The organism is Streptomyces sp. NPDC111507 (assembly GCF_055638955.1).
Genome location: NZ_JBVKBU010000035.1, coordinates 13784 through 31514 on the forward strand (window position 1 = coordinate 13784; position 17731 = coordinate 31514).

General features: G+C 69.3%; 13 protein-coding genes and 10 pseudogenes. 8 read left to right on the forward strand and 15 right to left on the reverse strand.

Annotated features, from left to right (window positions below):
* Nucleotides 1-78: 78 nt before the first annotated feature.
* The gene (locus ACZ7M2_RS51460) at nucleotides 79-216 is read right to left on the reverse strand and encodes a hypothetical protein (protein WP_471601216.1); all 138 of its coding nucleotides are present in this window, start codon (nucleotides 214-216) and stop codon (nucleotides 79-81) included.
* Nucleotides 217-598: 382 nt separating this feature from the next.
* Here ACZ7M2_RS51460 and ACZ7M2_RS51465 point away from each other — a divergent pair.
* Nucleotides 599-976, forward strand: a pseudogene (locus ACZ7M2_RS51465) (transposase family protein); the annotation flags it as partial.
* A 69-nt stretch (nucleotides 977-1045) separates the two neighbouring features.
* Here the strand turns inward: ACZ7M2_RS51465 and ACZ7M2_RS51470 are convergent.
* The 4 genes from ACZ7M2_RS51470 to ACZ7M2_RS51485 all read right to left on the reverse strand — a co-directional run bounded on the left by ACZ7M2_RS51470 (nucleotide 1046) and on the right by ACZ7M2_RS51485 (nucleotide 5410).
* On the reverse strand, nucleotides 1046-2305 hold the full coding sequence (locus ACZ7M2_RS51470; RefSeq protein ID WP_471601217.1) for an alpha/beta hydrolase: 1260 nt from the start codon (nucleotides 2303-2305) through the stop codon (nucleotides 1046-1048).
* Between the two features lie 179 nt (nucleotides 2306-2484).
* Nucleotides 2485-3141: a response regulator gene (locus ACZ7M2_RS51475; RefSeq protein WP_471601218.1), complete on the reverse strand. Its 657-nt coding sequence runs from the start codon at nucleotides 3139-3141 to the stop codon at nucleotides 2485-2487.
* The gene (locus ACZ7M2_RS51480; protein WP_471601219.1) at nucleotides 3126-5234 is read right to left on the reverse strand and encodes a sensor histidine kinase; all 2109 of its coding nucleotides are present in this window, start codon (nucleotides 5232-5234) and stop codon (nucleotides 3126-3128) included. Before ACZ7M2_RS51480 ends, ACZ7M2_RS51475 begins: the two co-directional genes overlap by 16 nt.
* Nucleotides 5235-5242: 8 nt before the next feature.
* Complete coding sequence (locus ACZ7M2_RS51485; RefSeq protein WP_382191042.1) at nucleotides 5243-5410, reverse strand: hypothetical protein; 168 nt, start codon at nucleotides 5408-5410, stop codon at nucleotides 5243-5245.
* A 227-nt stretch (nucleotides 5411-5637) separates the two neighbouring features.
* Between ACZ7M2_RS51485 and ACZ7M2_RS51490 the strand changes: the two are divergent.
* Nucleotides 5638-5859: pseudogene (locus ACZ7M2_RS51490) on the forward strand (helix-turn-helix domain-containing protein); the annotation flags it as partial.
* Between the two features lie 60 nt (nucleotides 5860-5919).
* Here the strand turns inward: ACZ7M2_RS51490 and ACZ7M2_RS51495 are convergent.
* Nucleotides 5920-6333: pseudogene (locus ACZ7M2_RS51495) on the reverse strand (IS5/IS1182 family transposase); the annotation flags it as partial.
* A 140-nt stretch (nucleotides 6334-6473) separates the two neighbouring features.
* On the opposite strand from ACZ7M2_RS51495, the pseudogene ACZ7M2_RS51500 reads away from it, so the two are divergent.
* Nucleotides 6474-7230: pseudogene (locus ACZ7M2_RS51500) on the forward strand (transposase family protein).
* Between the two features lie 322 nt (nucleotides 7231-7552).
* Here ACZ7M2_RS51500 and ACZ7M2_RS51505 read toward each other — a convergent pair.
* From ACZ7M2_RS51505 to ACZ7M2_RS51530, 6 genes and pseudogenes are all read right to left on the reverse strand, one after another.
* The gene (locus tag ACZ7M2_RS51505; RefSeq protein WP_471601220.1) at nucleotides 7553-8194 is read right to left on the reverse strand and encodes a DUF305 domain-containing protein; all 642 of its coding nucleotides are present in this window, start codon (nucleotides 8192-8194) and stop codon (nucleotides 7553-7555) included.
* Nucleotides 8195-8278: 84 nt separating this feature from the next.
* On the reverse strand, nucleotides 8279-8668 hold the full coding sequence (locus ACZ7M2_RS51510) for a DUF6153 family protein (RefSeq protein ID WP_471601221.1): 390 nt from the start codon (nucleotides 8666-8668) through the stop codon (nucleotides 8279-8281).
* Nucleotides 8669-9139: 471 nt separating this feature from the next.
* Nucleotides 9140-9757, reverse strand: a pseudogene (locus ACZ7M2_RS51515) (multicopper oxidase domain-containing protein); the annotation flags it as partial.
* 100 nt (nucleotides 9758-9857) lie between these two features.
* A complete protein-coding gene (locus tag ACZ7M2_RS51520; RefSeq protein WP_471601222.1) occupies nucleotides 9858-10217 on the reverse strand; it encodes a class I SAM-dependent methyltransferase in 360 nt (119 codons plus the stop codon).
* Nucleotides 10214-10369 carry a hypothetical protein gene (locus ACZ7M2_RS51525; RefSeq protein ID WP_471601223.1) on the reverse strand — a complete coding sequence of 52 codons (156 nt, stop codon included), beginning with the start codon at nucleotides 10367-10369 and terminating at the stop codon, nucleotides 10214-10216. The genes ACZ7M2_RS51520 and ACZ7M2_RS51525 overlap by 4 nt, the downstream gene beginning before the upstream one ends.
* A 359-nt stretch (nucleotides 10370-10728) precedes the next feature.
* The gene (locus ACZ7M2_RS51530; protein WP_471601224.1) at nucleotides 10729-10965 is read right to left on the reverse strand and encodes an SHOCT domain-containing protein; all 237 of its coding nucleotides are present in this window, start codon (nucleotides 10963-10965) and stop codon (nucleotides 10729-10731) included.
* Nucleotides 10966-11655: 690 nt separating this feature from the next.
* Between ACZ7M2_RS51530 and ACZ7M2_RS51535 the strand changes: the two are divergent.
* The 4 genes and pseudogenes from ACZ7M2_RS51535 to ACZ7M2_RS51550 form a co-directional block, all read left to right on the forward strand.
* Nucleotides 11656-12663, forward strand: a pseudogene (locus ACZ7M2_RS51535) (IS701 family transposase).
* 74 nt (nucleotides 12664-12737) lie between these two features.
* Nucleotides 12738-12973 (forward strand): annotated as a pseudogene (locus tag ACZ7M2_RS51540) (IS6 family transposase); the annotation flags it as partial.
* A gap of 552 nt (nucleotides 12974-13525) precedes the next feature.
* Nucleotides 13526-13960: a cupin domain-containing protein gene (locus ACZ7M2_RS51545; protein ID WP_352053486.1), complete on the forward strand. Its 435-nt coding sequence runs from the start codon at nucleotides 13526-13528 to the stop codon at nucleotides 13958-13960.
* A gap of 289 nt (nucleotides 13961-14249) precedes the next feature.
* Nucleotides 14250-14388, forward strand: a pseudogene (locus ACZ7M2_RS51550) (transcriptional regulator); the annotation flags it as partial.
* Between the two features lie 195 nt (nucleotides 14389-14583).
* On the opposite strand, the pseudogene ACZ7M2_RS51555 reads toward ACZ7M2_RS51550, so the two are convergent.
* Nucleotides 14584-15192, reverse strand: a pseudogene (locus tag ACZ7M2_RS51555) (ISAs1 family transposase); the annotation flags it as partial.
* On the opposite strand from ACZ7M2_RS51555, the pseudogene ACZ7M2_RS51560 reads away from it, so the two are divergent.
* Nucleotides 15116-15348, forward strand: a pseudogene (locus ACZ7M2_RS51560) (IS6 family transposase); the annotation flags it as partial. The pseudogenes ACZ7M2_RS51555 and ACZ7M2_RS51560 sit on opposite strands and share 77 nt — an antisense overlap.
* Before the next feature lie 580 nt (nucleotides 15349-15928).
* Here the strand turns inward: ACZ7M2_RS51560 and ACZ7M2_RS51565 are convergent.
* Both ACZ7M2_RS51565 and ACZ7M2_RS51570 read right to left on the reverse strand, forming a co-directional pair.
* The gene (locus ACZ7M2_RS51565) at nucleotides 15929-17056 is read right to left on the reverse strand and encodes a GNAT family N-acetyltransferase (protein WP_471601225.1); all 1128 of its coding nucleotides are present in this window, start codon (nucleotides 17054-17056) and stop codon (nucleotides 15929-15931) included.
* Nucleotides 17057-17108: 52 nt separating this feature from the next.
* A complete protein-coding gene (locus ACZ7M2_RS51570; protein ID WP_471601226.1) occupies nucleotides 17109-17342 on the reverse strand; it encodes a hypothetical protein in 234 nt (77 codons plus the stop codon).
* Nucleotides 17343-17731: the final 389 nt, after the last annotated feature.

The window sequence follows — 17731 nt, forward strand, 5'->3', positions numbered from 1 at the left end:
GTGAATATATGAATCTGACGAAGTCGCGATTCGCCTGCATGAGCGGCTACTTGCCGGTATTGATCTATAGACGTCGCGTCATGCCTGCTCCTGGTGGACGGCGGCGTGCACCTTGGTTCCTTCGCCGCGACAGAGGGCGCCGCCGTCGGTGAGTTCGTCGTGGCCGTGCTCCCAGCGGGCGGCGATCTCGTTGAGGCGGTCGGTCAGGTCACTCACGGCTGCTCCTCGTCGGGGCGCGGTCCGCGCCAGTCGCGGTGGGCGTCGAGGTCCGCAGCCTGCCCTATTTGGCCGTATTGCGGTGTCGGACGGTGCGGTGCGGCGTTAGTAGTGCATGAGCAGGAGTCGCAGGTTGCGGGATCTGTCAGGGCCTCAGGCGTTCGACCAGCTGCGTTCGCAGTTGGCTCGTGCCGCTGCAGGGGTGGCCAGGGAGAAGGGGCCGCGGCACAGGGCGATCGAGACGGCGCATCGTCCGACGCGCGCGGAGCCGGATGACATCCACGGTGAGGCGGGCCCGCCACGTTCGAGCTGAGGTCAGCACTCGCCCGCCCTCTCGCCGTCGAACCAACGCCGATCGTCGGCCTCCCGCTGAGGGCGAATGCGGTACTCCACCAACCACCAGGTCGTCCTCGACGCCGACACCCGCCTCGTCGTGATGGTCGGCCGGCCGTTGCCCGGCAACCTCAACGACTGCAAGGCGTGGGAGGAGTCCGGCTCGAAGGCCGCCGTCGGCACGACCATGACCATCGCCAACGGCGGCTATCCGGGCACCGGGCTCGTGATGCCCCACCGACGCCGCAAGGGCGAAGAGCTGGTCGACTGGAAGCAGGCCCACAACAAGTCCCACAAACAGGTCCGTGCTCGCGTCGAGCACGTCTTCGCCCGCATGAAGACCTGGAAGATCCTCCGCGACTGCCGCCTCAGAGCCGACGGCGTCCACCACGCCATGCTCGGCATCGCACGGATCCACGCCGGGTAGCCCCCCAAGCCGTACAGCAGCCCCGCCATGCTGGAGGCGCATCAAAGATCATTTACGGCACAGCCCCACTCAGCCCACCGGCAGCGGTTTGCCCAGGAGGAAGGCTCTCAGCAACGCGGTGTAGCGGCGTGGCTGCCCGCCTGAGATGGAGTGACCGGCCCCCTTGACGGTTACGAGTTTGGAGTCCGGGAGGATGCGCTGGTACTCAGCGGTCACGACGGGTTTGATGAAGTCGCATTCCCCTCGCATGATCAGAGAGGGGACGTGCGCGGTGCGCAGACTCGGCCGGGGGTCGGGGATCTGCTCGAAGTCCTTGCGGGTCATCTGGTTGCTGTAGAAGCCCTGGGGGTTGTTGTGCGCCGTGGTGGGCGGCGCGCCCTTGCAGGAGGTGCTGTCCTTGCCCTGTAGGGCGACTTCGTGCATCCAGTGGTCGACCTCGCGGTCGCCGACCAGCGCGTGCGCGGCGCCGGGGTTGACCTGAAGCAGCACGCTAGCCGCGAGCATCTGGGGCGTGCTGTTCAGCCGGTCGAGCCGTGCCCTCTGGGCGGGGGTGAGCCGGTTCCAGGGTTCCCCGGCTGTGGAGCCGGGGTATTCGCGGCCCCACAGCGCGCCTGGCGAGGTGAACACCGCTTTGGCCACGTGCTCGCTGTGGGACGCCAGGTACTGGGCGGCGAGTGACCCTCCCCATGACTGGCCGACGAGGATGATCCGGTCGGCGTCGAGCGTGCGCCGGATCGCTTCGAGATCGGCGACCTGGCGGGCGACGGTGTACCCGGTGATGTCCCGGAGTCGGGTGGACCGGCCGGCGCCGAGTTGGTCGTAGGCGTAGACGTCGAAGCCGTCCGCCGCGAGTTCACGGCCGCCGGTGGGGATGCCCTCACCGGGCGTACCCGGGCCGCCGTGCAGGAAGATCACCGGCGTCGGCCTGGCCTTGCCGACGGCGGAGGCGTGGACATAGGCGATGCGCGATCCGGTCGGCAGATTCCAGAATCTGACACCGGACGGGGCGGGGGCAGCCGCGGTAGTGGGCATCGGACGGAAAACGGTGACACCGCCGAGGGCGGCGACCGCCACGGTCAGGCCGACCGCGACGAACGCGGACGCCCGCAGACCCCGGCGGCGTTCGAGGCCGAGCAGGGCGAACGCCGCGCGGCCCAGCAGCCCGCTGGCCAGAGCGCCGAAGGCCAGAGCGGCGAAGGCCAGAACCGGCACGCTCGCGGTGACGAACGCCGTGGCGAGGAAACCGGCCGTCGCCACGACAGGCGTCAGCGGTATCGCCAGGAACAGAACGGCGCCGCCGACGATACGGCGGGGAAGTGTGGGTGACATACGTTCGAGGCTAGGGAGACGGCACGGGCGATCCATCCAGCTCAGGGACTGTCCGACAGCACGCGCCGACCGCCCTGCGGCGGGGTGTCACCCCCGCCCCGCGGCGGGTGTCAGCGGTCGTCGGGGCAGGGGTCAGCGGCTGCCGCGGCGAGGGTGACAGTGGTTGCCGAGCCGGGGCGTCAGCGGGTGCCTGGGCGGATCAGACCCGTCTCGTACGCGGCGATCGTCGCCTGCACCCGATCGCGTACGCCGAGCTTGCCGAGGAGGACGGAGACGTGGTCCTTCACGGTGGGCGGGCTCACCCCCAGCACTGCCGCGATCTCCGAATTGGACAGCCCACGCGCGACCTGCCGGAGGACCTCGGTCTCGCGCGGAGTGAGCCGGTCGAGCCGTGCCGTGTCGAGCGGGCCGGGCGCGTCGGCGCAGCGGTCGATCAGTCTGCGGGTCACCGCCGGATCGAGCAGCGCGGCTCCCCCGTGGATCACCCGCACCGCGTCGATCACCCGCTCCGGTTCGGCGTCCTTGAGCAGAAAGCCAGCGGCTCCGGCGCGCAGCGCGGCGAACAGGTACTCGTCGAGATCGAAGGTGGTGAGCACCAGTACACGGGTCGCGGGGCTCCGCTCAGTGATCCTCGCGGTCGCGGCGAGGCCCCCGATTCCCGGCATCCGGATGTCCATCAGGGCGACGTCCGGCCGCGACGACAGGGCGAGTTCCACCGCCGTGTCGCCGTCCGCGGCCTGCCCGACGACGTACAGGTCGGGTTCCGCGTCGAGAATCGCCGCGATCCCGGCCCGTACGACAGCCTGGTCGTCCGCGACAGTCACTCTGATCGCCATGGATGGACCTCCGGTAGCCATACTCGTACCGCTCCACGGTCGGTCGTCGAGAGGGTACCGCCGGCGGCGTCCGCGATTGCGCGCAACTGCCGCTCCACCCCTGGAACGGCGGGTGCCGGACCGGAGACCTCCACCCCGTCGTGGACTCTGCGCACGGTGAGAGTGACGCCCAGGGCCATGAGGGTGGAGGCGATCCGGTACGCGAAGACCTCCACAGCGGCGGGCAGCGGACGGCGCGGGCCGATGTACTGGACGGCACCGCCGTAGCGCCCGGCCAGTGCGGCGATCCCGGAAACAGTAGGGGGCGGGGCATCTTCCCCGTCCCCCGATCCCCTCCCGTCTCTCCTGTCTTCTTCGTCCCTCCCGTCGTTACTGTCGTGTCCGCGCAGCCCGGAGAGCAGCCCCCGCAGAGCGGTGAGACCGGCACGGGCCTCCTCCCGTACGGTCCGCAGGTTCCCCGCCTCGGCCGCGGCGACCACCGCCTGCGCGTGCCGGAGCGCCGTGCTCCGCAGCCCGGTGGCGAACCGTAGCCGCTGCTCGTGTACCGCGGCGTCGGCGTCCCCATCGAGCAGTACCCGCCGTCGCGCGTCGGCAGCCCGCAGCCGGTCACGACGCTGGGCGGTCCGGCGCCCCCACGACCAGACGGCGAAGGCCGGGAGGGCCAGCACGCACGTCAGCACGGCCCAGGCCCCCACACGGCTGCCGGTGATACCCCTGCCGCCCGCCAGCGCGAGACCACCAGTGGCCGCGACGGCGAGCGGCGCGAACAGGCCCCGCCGGAACGGCAGATACACCGCTGCGCTGTACACGAGCGTCAGTTCGACCCATCCGTACACCAGGAAGATGTCGCTCACCGGCGGCTGTGTCCAGGCGGCCCGGTCGCAGGCCTGCCACAGCACGAGGGCCAGCAGCACCGCCGCGAGCGCGCGTCCGGGCGCACGCGAGCGCCAGCCGAGCGGCACGGCGTGCAGGCCCGACAGCACGACCGTCGGTACGGCGGGCAGCACGCCGCCGAAGGAATCCGGCGCGTCGGCTGACAACAGGCTCGCGCCGAGGGAGAGCGCGATCGCCAGGACCACCAGCGCATAGTCGAGTGCGAACATCCCACGCCAGAACGCCCACCGGCGGATGTGAGGTGTTGTCGCCGATGGCAGTTGAGCCCGAACGGTCCAGCCGGCACCCCCTCGGCTGTCCTGCCCTACCGGTCCGGCAGAGAGCGTCCCGCCCGCCGCGGAGACCGTGGCCGCCAGCCCCGCGAGGCCGTGCCCGGTCCCGAGGCCCGGCTCGGCAGCCGTACCGCCGTCGTCCGTGATGGTGATGGTGAGCAGGGGATCACCATGGGCCGCTCTGCTGCCCCCGGGAGGCTTGGCCCGGTCAAAGGCCCCCTCGACCCGGACACGCACCACCGCGCCCCCCGCGTACCGGGCCGCGTTGGTCAACGCCTCTCGGACAACGCGGTATGCCGCCTCGGTACTGCTCACCGGCGCCGTGTCCACCGTGCGCCGGTAGTCCACCGCGTGCGCGGCAGCCAGCTCGTCGATATCGGCGAAGGTGGCGAGGACCGCGTACTCGCCAAGCTCGGTAAGACGCTCCAGCTCGCGAACGGCCTGGCGGCCCGCTTCGCCGGCGTGCCGCACCGCGGCGGCTGTCTGTTCCTGGTCGCCGAGCCGGAGCGCTGCGCCCGCGGACACCACGACCCCGGTCAGCCGGTGCGCGGCCACGTCGTGCAGCTCTGCCGCCAGCCGGTCCCGTTCGGCGAGCGCCGCGAACAGAGGGACTGCCGCGGTGCCGGCCTCGTAGTCGGCCAGCGCGGACCGACGGGCCAACCTGTGCCGGCGTGAGCGGCCAGTCGCCCAGGCAATCGCCACCCCGCCACCGGCCACCAGCACGACCCCTGCCACATAGCGCAGCGGTTCACCGCGGACAGCAGCGACTCCGGCGGCGGCCAGCGCGGCGATGACCGCTCCCACGAGGGAGGGTCCAGCGGTCCGGTGCACGGCCAGGAGATGGAGCACGACCAGCACACAGACCGCCACAAGGACGGAAAGGACCCATGCGTGTCCTGCGAAGAGACCGTCCCACGCCAACCACATGAACCGGATCACCGACCCGCATCGGCGGCGAGCAGCCCCTCGGCCGCCTCTTCCCCAGGGATGGTGCGGCGCGCGAGCACTTCCTCAGGGCCCGTGGGCACTTCCAGCACCCCAGAACGCCTCAGGCCGACAAGCCAGTCCATCTCATCCGGCACCAGCGGCTCGACGATCCCCATGCCAGCAGACTAACCAACGTACCTGGTCGACGGCACATCCGTACGACTCGTACGCCCCAGCGACACCGACCGGCCGACCTGGGCCGCCCACGAAGAAACCTGGTACCTGGGCACCGTCCACGGCCAGTTCGACCTCGACGGACGCTGGCACGTCCAGTCCCTACTGATCTCTTCGGGGTGTTGTCGGGGGCGGTGACGTGTGGTGATCCCTGCGGTAGGCCGGTTGTATGCGGTACGCGCAGGGTGGTGGACTGACCGCTGAGCGGCGGCGGTTTCGGGAGCGGATCCGGTACGAGGCCGGCGAGCGGTTCGCTCGCGGGGAGAAAATCGCGGTGATCGCGAAGGATCTGCGGGTGAGTGAGAGGTCGGTGGAACGCTGGCGTCGTACGTGGCCGGCGGGCGGTATGGCTGCCCTCGCCTCGGCGGGGCCGCCGAAGCTGCCCAGGCTGTGAAGCGCTCCGGGATGGGTGGAGGCTCCGGACTGTCCTTAGAGGGCCCGGCAGTAGGCGTCACTTGAGCCTCTTGGTGGTCGGGCGACCGTCCCAGCGGTAGAGCGGGGTGGCGCGGCGGATCAGCATGCGGAGCGTGACGATCGCGGCGGACAGGTAGAGGTGGAAGTCGACTGCCTGGCCACGCTTTTCGGTGCAGCGCCGCAGCTTGCCGAAGCCGTTCATCCACGCATGACTGCGTTCTACCCCCACCGTTTTCCGGCCTGAATCGGAGCGAGCACGCCCTTGCGGGGCCACCGAGCGCGTCAACCCCTGCTTGCCCCGGTCTACTGGGGAGCGTCCGGCGGCTTCGCCGCCGCAGGGGGCCTGGGTGATGCAGCCGTCCACGGACAGCTCACCCAGCTCAAGGCCGATCATCCGGTCGCACGCCTCAAGTGCCAGGGCGTGCAGCCGCTCGGCTATCCCCAGCTGAGACTGTGAAGTGCCGTTGCAATGAGCCCTTTCCAACCTGGCTGTGGCGTTGGGGTGTTGGTGGGCATGGGTTGTACGGAACGACGAAGCTCCTGGTAGACGGGTTCTCGACCAAGGGCACCCGTGTCCGCCTGGAGCTTCGTGTGCTTGTCTACCCGTCGTCGATCGATCTGTCCAGCCGCACGCTGCGGCACCTGACGAGGCAACTGGCCGCTCACCGGCGGGAGATAGGTACGCGATGGCGGCGTCTGCCCGTCGGCCGTCAGGCCCTGCTCGCCCTGGCCCACGTGGGATGCGGCGACACGTAGGCCCAGCTCGCCGCAGGGTTCGAGATCGGCATCGCGACCGTCTACCGCTACATACGCGAGGCCATCGAAGTGCTGGCCGCCCAGGCGCAGACCCTGACCGAGGCAATGACGACCGTCCGGACGAAGGCGTACGTGCCCCTGGACGGCACCCTCCTGCCCATCGACCGGATCGCCGCCGACACCCCCGTACTACTCCGGAAAACACAAGCGCCACGGCATGAACGTCCAGGTCATCACGGAACCTTTCGGCCGACTGCTGTGGGCTTCCGCGGCCCTGCCCAGCTCCACCGACGACCTGACCGCCGCGCGCGAACACGGCATCATCGACGCGCTCGCAACGGCAGAGCTGAAGTGCTGGGCGGACAAGGCATACCAAGGGGCCGGCCGCCATGTCCGCGTACCTTTCCGGGGCCGCCGGCTCAAGCGCTGGAAGCGACGGCACAACAGCACCCACGCCAAAATCCGGTGCCTCGGCGAGCAGGCCATGGCCGTCCTGAAGCGCTGGCGCCTGCTACGCAAGCTCCGCTGCAGCACCAACCGGATCACCAACATCGTGAAGGCCGTCGTCGTCCTTCACCACGCCTCAACCTGAGGTTGGAAAGGGCTCACTGGCTGCCCCGGGCGGTCGCCCGGGTCGAAGGGGGGGGATCACCTGGTTCGCTCAGACCCTGATGTGTGCCGGTGCCTGGGCGCCGATCCGGTCGGCGGCCAGCTGCCGGTAGTGCAGGCACTGGGCGAAGTCCTCGTGGCCGCAGTCGAGGGCGCACTCGATGAGTCCGAGTGCGGCTTGGATGGCGGCGATGAGCAGACGCAGTGTGTCGGCTTCCTGCCGGAGGACGTCCCGGCGTGAGGGTTCCGGTTCCGTGAGGCGGAACGGGGGCCGGTGTCGTCCCCGGCCCCCGGACGGGGTGTCGTCAGCTCTTGCCGAGCATCTTGTTCATCTCGGAGATCTCGGCGTTCTGTGTGGTGATGATGCCGTCGGCCATGCTCGTGGCGGGGCCGTACTCGCCCTTGCCCTTCTCCGTAGTGGCCATCTCGACGGCGCCCTTGTGGTGTTCGACCATCATGGTCAGGAACATGGTGTCGAACTCCTTGCCGGACATCTTCTTCAGCTCGGCCATGTGCGCGCTGCTCATGATGCCGGGCATGCTGGAGCCGCCGGGCTGGTCCATGCCGGGCATCGAGCCCATGGAGCCATGGAGCTGTCGGACGACGGGACGTCCTTGCCCCAGGACTTCAAGCCAGCCGGTCATGGTGCTGATCTCCGGGTCCTGCGCCTTCTCGATGCGTGCGGCGAGGTCCTTGACCTGGGCGGAGGAGGCCCGGCCGGCGGCGAGCTGCGCCATCTGAACGGCCTGCTGGTGGTGCGGGATCATGCCCTGCGCGAAGGAGGCATCATGCGTGTTGTGCGCTCCGGCGGCGTTCGTAGAGCCGTTGCCGGAGCCGGCGCTGCCGGTGTCGCTGCTGCCGCCGCAGGCGGCCAGGACGAGCGAGGCGGTGGCGGCGGTCGCGATGAGGGCGACGCGGCGAGTGTGATGGTGAAGTGTGGCGGACATGCTTGAACTCCTGCTGTCTGGAAGAGGCGATCCGGGCGTGCGGGGAGCGCCGCGCCGGTGCGTGGCGCGGTACCGGAACCGCCTCTAGATCCGCAGGAGTTGGAGTTCGGCAAGTGACGGTGGCGCGCGGGAGTCATCCGGATTCGTGCGCACGTACGAGTACGCTGCCTCGGTCTCCGCGGGAACGGCCACCGGATCGGCGGTGAGGACAGGCGGTTGCGGGCCATTGCTCACGGCGCCGGACGCGCAGGTCGCGTCGGCGTGCTGGGCGTGGCATCCGCCGCACTGCCCGTCGGAGCAGTCACCGTCCAGGGTCTTCGTGGCCGCCATGGGGCGCGCGTGGGCATGGTCCGTGGTCAGACCGCCGGGTGCCAGGGCGTGCATGCCCAGCAGTCCCGCGAGCAGCCCGAGCACCAGCAGGGCCCGCCACCGCCGAAGCGGCGGTCGCGCGGGATGCTGCTCAGGACTGGTCATCGGGTTCATCCTCGGCGGGCGGTGACAAGCGGGCTGGTGGTGTCCATGGTTCATACGGGTTTGGTCGCGCCTGCGTTCAGAAGGGCACCCGAGTCGCAACAGATGCGGTTCCGGATGTACGTCGCGACAGGCTCGGGTCGGCGGGCGGTGAGGTGTCGCTCTGGGCGAGTGCGCCGACCGAAGCCGCGCAGGCCAGTCCAGTGGCACACCACCATCGTGTCCCCGCCCCCGTGCGACCGCTGAGTGCCCGTCAGCTGTGGCGCAGCTGAGCAGGAACGGCCCCCGTCGGCCATCGGCCGGTCGGTGAAGTCGTCGTCCACGCCTTCCAGGAGGCGGGCGGGTCGATCGGCGCGGCCGAGCTGTCGGCTGTCGCCGCTTGGGAATCGCGCGCAGGGTGGTCGGCGGGTCCGGGATGCGATGGTCACGCGAGTGCGGTGAATGAGCCGCACCCGCGTGACCATGTGGGTGAGTTCAGCTCTGGTAGGCCACCAGCGCCATCATCCCGGCCTCGCCGTGGTACGCATTGTGGCAGTGCAGCATCCACTGGCCCGGGTTGTCCGCGTCGAAGAGGACCGACACCGCCTTCTTCGGCAGCACGATGGTCGTGTCCTTGCGGGGCCCGCCGCTGGCGAGTTGGTAGGTGTGGCCGTGCAGGTGCATCGGGTGCCACATGGTGGTGCGGTTGACGAAGTCCAATCGGACGCGCTGCCCCTGCTCCACCGTGATCGCATGGGCGGTCGGGTCGTTCATGTCGAACCGCCTGCCGTTGATGGCCCAGTTGTACGCCATCATGCCGCCGGTCAGCTCGATGCGGTGGACCCGGTCTACCATCTTCGACGCCAGCCGGACGTCGTCCGCCGGCTTCAGCTGCGACGCGGACATGATCACGCCGTCCAGTTCTGCCGGACGGACGTTCGCCTTGGGAGCGGTGCCGGAGCCGGTGCGGACCAGGGCCAGGCCGGTGGCGTTCTTCCCCTCGGCCAGCGCGACCAGGGGGAAGACACCGTCTTCGAGGGTGACCAGGACGTCGTAGCGTTCGCCCATGCCGATCAGCAGGGCATCGACCTGCTGATGCTGGACGGGGTAGCCGGGTGCGCCTGCCGGTGGCCGACATGTTGGCGTGGCGGCCGGGCTCGGCGCCGTACACCTGTGCGCACTGGGCGGAGCAGAAGGGCAGGCGGGGCAGTCGTCATCCGGGCCGGGCCTGGGAGACGCGCCACAGGCGGCGGGGCAGCTCGCCTTCCTCGAAGGCGTGGACGTCGTCGAGAATCCAGCCCTCGGCAAGGGCTCGACGAGGGCACGGTCGAAGAAATGGACAGCGAAGCCCCTGTGCTCGCAGATGTTGCCCCCGTGGAACCTGCCCGTGCCGTAGTGGGCGTCGCCAGTCGAAGGTGCCACCGGGCCGCAACACGCGTGCGATCTCGCCGACGAGAGCGTGGATCTCCTCGGTGGACACAGCCATGCACAGCAGCATGTGCGCGAACACGGCATCCACCGAGACATCCGGCAGCGGCAAGGGATCGCGCACGTCGTGCACGGCGGTGGTCACCCGTTCGGCGATTCCCTGCCGCAGGGCGGATGCGCGCAGTACAGGGCGTCGCGGCCGTGACCGGCGCCGAGTTCGAGGACCCCTCGGGCGCCGGCCGCGTGGAAGAGGGCGGCGGCGTGGATCGCAGGGGCGGAGGGCTGCTGGCCGTACATACCGGGCTGCCTGGTGTAGGGCCGGGCCGGACTCCAGCCGGACGGTGCCGCTGCGCGAGTCGACGAGGACCTCGATGGCGCCGCTGCCGCCGGAGCCGAGGAGCTCGGCGTAGTAGCCGTTGCTGAACCGCATGACCTCCCCGACGTGCAGGCCCCACCGGTCGCCGAAACGTCCCGCGGCGCGGTCGGCGTCGGCAGGTTGTGCACCGGGCCCGCGCGGGAGAGCGCACTCGTCATCATCCCGGGGCCCGGCCGCCACGACGGAGAGCCAGCGCCCACCGTCCACACGACCGAGACGATCAGCCCGGCCACCGAGGCGACCAGCACGGTCAGCGGCAGCCAGTGGCCACGGAGTCCGGTCACCGGGGCCTCGGGCGGTGTGCGTCGAGGCCGCGAGTCTCGGTGTAGGTGTCCGTGTCGATCTCACCGGACGCGTAGCGGCGGTCGAGGATTTCCTCCGGGCTTTCCCGGTGCTCCTGGCCCTTCCAGCCGCCGTCGGGGCCCGAGCGGCCACGGGACGAACCCTGCGTCGGCCGGATCACCGCCCAGACGGCCAGGCCGATCAGCGCGATCCACAGCAGGGGCATGAAGGCCATCCAGGCTCAGCCACCGCCCCAGCCGTCATGCCGATACATCACTGTGCTCACCTCCGAGAAGGCTTCTGCTCCCCACTCTCCGCGTGGAGGTGGAGTACGGCACGGGGGCAGGGACCCTTCGGCCCGATCGCCGGACCAATCGGCTCCCCTTGTTTGAGGGAGGAGTCGTGGGCTGTTCCGTCCGTGCCTGACGAAGCGCCTGTCGGTGCCCTGCTCGGGTCACGGCGGCGGGCTGGGGCAGAAGCAGGCGACCGGTGGCCACCCGAGTTCACGCGCCGCAGATATCGCTTCCAGGCCGTGCCCCGCAAGACTCGCATCGTGCGATTCATGGCTCAAGATCCTCTGCAACGGTGGAAAGCACCGGAAGCAGCCAACGCCCTCGATGCAGCAGACATGATCAAGAGCGTTTGTGTGCCCATGGATGAACTCGCAAAGTCCGGGACCAGTCGCCGGTGTCCGCCTGAGGGGCCTCACGTTTCTCGGACAGCTTCTGGCTGCTGATTTCAAGCGGCGATTCGCAACTTCTGGTACTCGGCGTGGACTTCGCGCGGAGGGCGGTAACCCACTGCCGAGTGAAGGCGTTTGCGGCCTACCGGTAGTTCGTTAAATCTGGTGGTGGCGTGGGTTGACGGCAGGTCGGGTTGGTCGTAGGTCGGTGGTAGGAGTCAACTGCTGTGCTGGAGGCTGGAGATGACCGCTCGCCGTCCGTGTCCGCCTGCGCCGGGTCCGTTGGAGGAGTACGCGGCCCGGTTCGACGACCTCTTCTTCAGCCTGGCGCAGCGGCGCGGGTTCCGCGAGTACCTGACCGGGTTGCTGGCGCCGCGGGATCCGTACGAAGCCGCAGCTGGCTGCTGCTCTCGCGGCCCTTGGGAAGGCGGCGGGCTTCGGCTGCCGGGCGGTGGTCGCCGACTGCGCCTACTTACGTCAGCGACGACTGGTATCTCGCACTGCGCGAGGCCGGCCTGGCCTACGTGGTGGTGCTCAAGCCGCACCGCGGCACCTGAGGCCGGGCCGACCAGCCGTACACCCCCATCGAAGCCGCGCAGACTCTGACCTGGCGCGATGCCAGGCGTCCCGGTGACTGGACAGCTGTGGAGCGTCACTTCCGTGACGGGCATACCGAGACCGGGTGGGCCGCCGATGCCCGTCTGGGCGGCTACGGACCCGACTCGCCCTGCCGGCTGGTCGTGGCCACCACCGACCCGGCCCGGCTGCTGGAAAAGGTCACGTGGTACCTGGCCACCAGCCTGCCCCACCCCGACGCACCCCACGCCTTGGCCAGTCTGCACCCGCCGGCCGACCTCGCCGAGACTGTTCGTCTCTACGGCCTGCGGCCGTGGATCGAGCAGAGCTACAAACAAATCAAGGACGAACTCGGCTGGGCCGACTTCCAGGTGCGCTTCGCCCGCGCCATCCGTCGCCACCAGACCCTGGTCAACTGCGCCTTCTCCTTCTGCTGGGACCGATGGTTCGCCCCACCCGGACCGCTGGATGTCACCGCGCCGGACCCCTGTCCCGAGGAGGGGCCAGAGGAGGAGGGGCCAGAGAGGGGGACCAGAGAGGGGGACCAGATATACCCCACCAGGCCCAACAGCCCTGCTGGCCCAGGGCCTTACGCGCCATCCGGTCCTGGCTCACCCCAGCCATCACCCTCACCCGATGGTGGCAAGCATGGACGGACACAGACCCACCCCATGAGCCCCAGGCCCTGATTGACGCGGTCACCACCGGACAGGGCATTGACCTCTACCTCCGGATTTAACGAACTACCGGTAAACAACTGGGCCGAGAACAGCCACCAGCCCACCCGCCGGCGCGAACGGGCCATGAAAAGCTTCCGCAGTGTCGCGCAGCCCAGCGGTTCCTGTCCGCGTTCAGCGGCATCTCACCCCACTTCCACCCCCGCCGCCGTCTGATGACCGCCCCCGAATATCGAGCCGAGATGACCATCCGCTTCGCGATCTGGGAGCACATCACCGGCGCCGTCGGCCAGCCCACCACGACCTGAGTAGCGCGTCGGAACCCGGCTGCGCCGCGTCTCGACGCACCGTCAGACATCCAGACACCGACAACGTGTTAACGCCTCGGCAACCCTTCCGGCTGCAGCGACATCCACACCACCCCCGCGACCGCACGACAGGTCAACGCCCGCGCAGACGATCATTGCGCACCCAAGGCCCGCTCACCCCCAGCCCCCCGAAATTGCGCAGCTGAGTCTGGCCGGTGTCGGATCCGGTGATGGCCGCGTTGATGGGGTGTCTCGGCAGCGACGCGCTGCGCTGTCTCTTCATCCTCACGGTGGCCGCCGCCATCGCGCTGACCCCATCGGACCTGTGAACCCTGGTCGCGTCAGCGCTCGTCTTCTGCCCCGTGGACGTGACGTTCCTACCCGCGATCGGGGCCCTGCCGCTGCGGATTTCGCTGTCGGCTTCGACGGCCGGTGTCCAGGGCGCGGATCGGCGTCGCCGTCTGAGGGCAGCGCAGCTGTCACACATTGCGACGCCAGATGGTCTTACCTGATGGAAGAGCTCTTAACCATCTACAAATGATGAGGAAATCCATGAGCGCCGAGCACTCGCACCACATTGAGAACCCCAACTCGACCACACCGCCGCCCCAGATCGACGTCATCGGCTCCGTACCCGGCGCACCGCAGATCCCCGACGGCGCCGAGGCGATGACCCTCCTGGTCACCCTCCCGCCGGGTTGCGAGGGCGCCCCGCCGCACCGCCACTCCGGCCCTGCCTACGGCTTTGTCATCAAGGGCGAGATGGTCTTCGAACTGGAGGGCGAGCCGGCACGCGTCCTCAAGGCTGGTCAGACCTTCTGGGAGCCGGGTGGCGATGTTATCCACTACCAGGACGGCAACAACCTCGCCGACGCCGAATCCCAGTTCGTCGTGACGATGTTCTGCGCACCCGGCCAGCCGATGCTCATCCCGGTCAGCGCGGAGGAGCTCGAGGAGCGGCGGGACCGTCGCGCGCCTCGGGCCTGACCGCACGGGGGGAGGCCGGCTCCGTGCCGGCTCTCCCCGGCACTCCGGCGGGCGGTCTGACACAGGGGGCACGAAGTGTGCGGTGCATGTTCCCCCGCCGGGGCGCAACCGGGCGGTCCAGTTCGCCCGCACCGACTGCCACACCCGCCCCATCCAGGACAAGTACATCACCTCCGCGCGTGGCACCCGCAGCCTCAGCCTCCGGCCGCAAGAGCTCCACGAGACCCTGGCCAGAGCGCGAGCCGAGCAGACCACCAGGACCTGGAAGGACAAGTACGCACTACGCGCGCGTTGGGACAAGATCGTCGGGTGCTGGGGTCGGCGATCACCAGGGCCTGGACGACGCCTGGACAGCCGATGTCCTGCCCGACCTCGGTTCCCAGTGGGGCCAGTACGAGTACGTCACCAACATCGGCTTCGCCGCGTAGAAGCCAGCATCCGGCAGGCGAATGGTCTCCAGCGCCTGCCGCCATGACGTCAGGGCGGCTTCGAGTTCCCGGTAGGAGCGGGCTGTCGGTGATGCCCCAGATCCAGACGCCGTGTTCGGGTGCGTCCCGGATCGCTCGGGTGGTCTTGGCGATGTCGTCCGCTCCCAGCAGTCGCAGCCTGCCGATGGCCAGGTTCCGCAAAGCGGCCATCGCCGGCGGCGCGTTGCCGGTGTGGACGGTGGAGGCGGCCTCGGCGAACACCACATCTCTGACATGGTGGCTGGAATTTTCGATTCCCCAGTGCCCGCGCACGTATCCGCCCAGGTCAGCGGCGCTGGCCTGGTGGGTGTCGAGGCTGGTGACGGCGTAGACCGTCTCCCGGGTCTGCCTCTTGCCGCTCTCCTGGCGGCGCCGGTGGATGCGCAAGGCCCGCCGCGCTTTCGGGAAGGCGATCCCGCCCAGGTTCGCCGCGATGGCCATGGTCTTGACCGAGCGGGGCTCCCGCCGCCCGTGCCCGGTCCCGAAGACGGTGTGCGCTATGGATATCTGCTCCCATGGCAGGGCCTTGAGTTGGGCCGACGCGGTCGGCTGGTTTCCCTTGATCACCGCGATGTAGTGGGCTTTCTTCTCCTGCACCAGCCGGCGCACCTGGTCCTTGACGGGCGCTGTCACGTTGACTGACCGGGTGGGATGATCTTCTGGTTGATCATGCTGGGAGGGGTCGTCCGTGGGGAGCGCGTCGCCGTCGTACAGGGGGCATCGGTACCCGGTCGAGGTGATCTCACACTGCGTGTGGCTGTACATCCGGTTCCCGCTCAGCTTCCGCGAGGTCGAGGAGCTGATGCTCGAGCGCGGCGTGATCGTCTCCTACGAGACAGTGCGCCGCTGGTGCGCCAAGTTCGGCCAGGCCTACGAGTACGGACTGCGCCGTCGCCGGCCCGGCCCGGGGACAGGTGGCACCGCCGTAGCGCCCGGCCAGTGCGGCGATCCTGGATCCCCGACCGCGATATCCCCGCGTGCCACCGGGTGCAGGCGACGATCGCCGCGTACGAGACGGGTCTGATCCGGCACGTCCGTAGAGCTGCCTCTTGATGCCGTTCTCCGCGCGCAGCCGGGCCGGTTCCTCCTCCCGGCCCTCCGCACTCTGCTCGCCGTGGCTGTATCGCGGCCCGCGTGCTCGTCGGCCTGGCGCACCCAGCTCCGCAGCGTCTCGCCGGTCACCCCGACATCCGCCGTGTACGTGCGCTTCCCGGCCGCCGCGGCGCCGGACGGGGTGGCCGGGGAAGCGCTTGATGCCGCGTGGTGGCGCCGTCTTTGCGATGTCGACGGCGAGTTCTTGGTGGCCGTCCTCAGGCACCGGATCGGCGGTAATCCACCAGCGCATTTACGTTCACAGCGCGGAAGTTGGACCAGAGTCCAAACTCGTGTACGGGCGCTGTCGGTTCTCGTTTTGGCGGCACGGTGGTGTTTGCCGGGACGGTATGGGGCTGCGCCTCGGCGCGGGGGACAGGCTGGTCACGCCGTCTCGTCGGCGCAGGTTCTAGTACCGGTCCAGGCGGTGTGCGTACGGGGTCGGCAGAGACTGCGTGCCGCCTCTGGGGAACCAAGCGTTGCAAAGGTCCCGGTACCGTTCGGGGACCGACATGCCGTGCACGTATGCGTCATCGGTCGACCAGTAGCCAAGAAGCAGCCGGATGAGCGCCTTGTCGTCGGGGAACAGATCGCTGCGTCGCAGTGCGTCGAAGGCTTTGTCGTAGACCGGGTCCGGCTGTTGCACGGCAGCCCGGCGCCGCAGCTCGGGCTCGAGCTTCCGCAGCAGGGACGACCGGTTCAGGACAGCGGCCATCATCCCGCCGCTCGGCGGAAATCTCTGCTGGTAGGTGCAGCCCATATGGCGAGCCACTCGGCCGGTGAGGCTGTCGGTCGGCTCCCGCACGATGAATTCGCTCAGACGCCGTTTCCAGCAGAGTCGGGCGATGGCCATGAGCAGTCGGCGTGCCGCGGCGGCATTCTCGGCCACCAGTTCGTCCACGGTCAGCGAACCCAGGGGGTCGCCGAACGCTCGGCCCTGCAGCACGGCATAGCCGGCGGCAGCACCGTCGGTCTGCAGGATCAGGGTCTGCGACCCGGGCTTCCACGTGGCCTGGGGGATGAGCCGGTTCCAGCCTGTGTGCCGTGCGTGGGTCCAGGGCCGCTGGGCGTGCGCGGTGTTGTACATACGGATCATCGCCGGGAGATCGGCCGGAGAGCCGCTGCGGATGCCCGGGACGGCCGTACCCAGATCGTCTCCCACCGCCTGTTCGACGTTGCGCACGGGGATGACCAGGTGCCCTTCAGCGACGGCTCCGACGAAACCGAACTGCTCATACACCCCCTCGATCCCGTCGGATACGAAGGCGACGTCCACCCGCTGTGCCATGCCGGCCAACGCCTGGCGGAGGAGTCGACCCATGTGCCCCTGACGCCGGAACCCGGGCTGGGTTTCCACGCCACCGATGCCTTCCGCAGCAACGGCCACCGCACCGAACCGCAAGTGGAAGGAGAGCACCTCCAGCTCGGCGACCGGTTCGCCTCGAGCGGTCCGCAGCCGGCAGTAACGCGCTCGCAGACTGTGCACTTCCTGATCCGCGAGTTCGGTGTAGGCGGCTCTTGGCTCATGATCCGACACGGAAGGTCCTCAGCGTCTCGATCGCACGGCGGTGCAGTCATTTCCGCGGACATCAGCGATGTCCTTTACCTGCCCACTGCTGCTGAAACCCGTCAACAACGCTGTCACCGAAAGTGAACAAAGCCAGATCTCCCGTTGGGCGGAGTCTGCTTCCAGCCCCCCAGGCGCGCAGTAGGTCGCGCGGGAAGGCATTGAAGAGCTGTCCGCGGCGCGTTTCCTTGCCCCGGGGCATGCTCTTCAGCTGCTGGGAGCGAATCAGCAGGTCACGCAGCTCGACGTCGCTCACTGCGGTCATTCTTCCGGCCCGGCAGCTTCTGTCCGCAACCGGTTCCCGTGTGGGCATGGTCGGGAGATCAGAGGCGGTGCGGGGTCGTGCGGCGGCGGGACCTCCAGACAGGTGTCGAAGAAGGGCGGCCCGGTCGAATGGTCCCGGGCCGCTCTTCCTGGTCTGTTACTTACCCAGAGCCGCGAGGGGAGACCTCCTCCTCTTGCCCGTGCTGTGCAGTGGGGTCCGGTCGGTCTGCGTGCGCCTGCGCAAGCGCGGCGGCTTCCGCCGTGCGGAACAGGGCAGCGCCGGCGGTGGCGTGGGGTGGGGTGGTGGGGGTTGAATCGGGTCGTCCGGTTGTTGGTGTGGGGGTGGTGGGGGGTTTTGGTCTTGTGAATATACGGACTAGC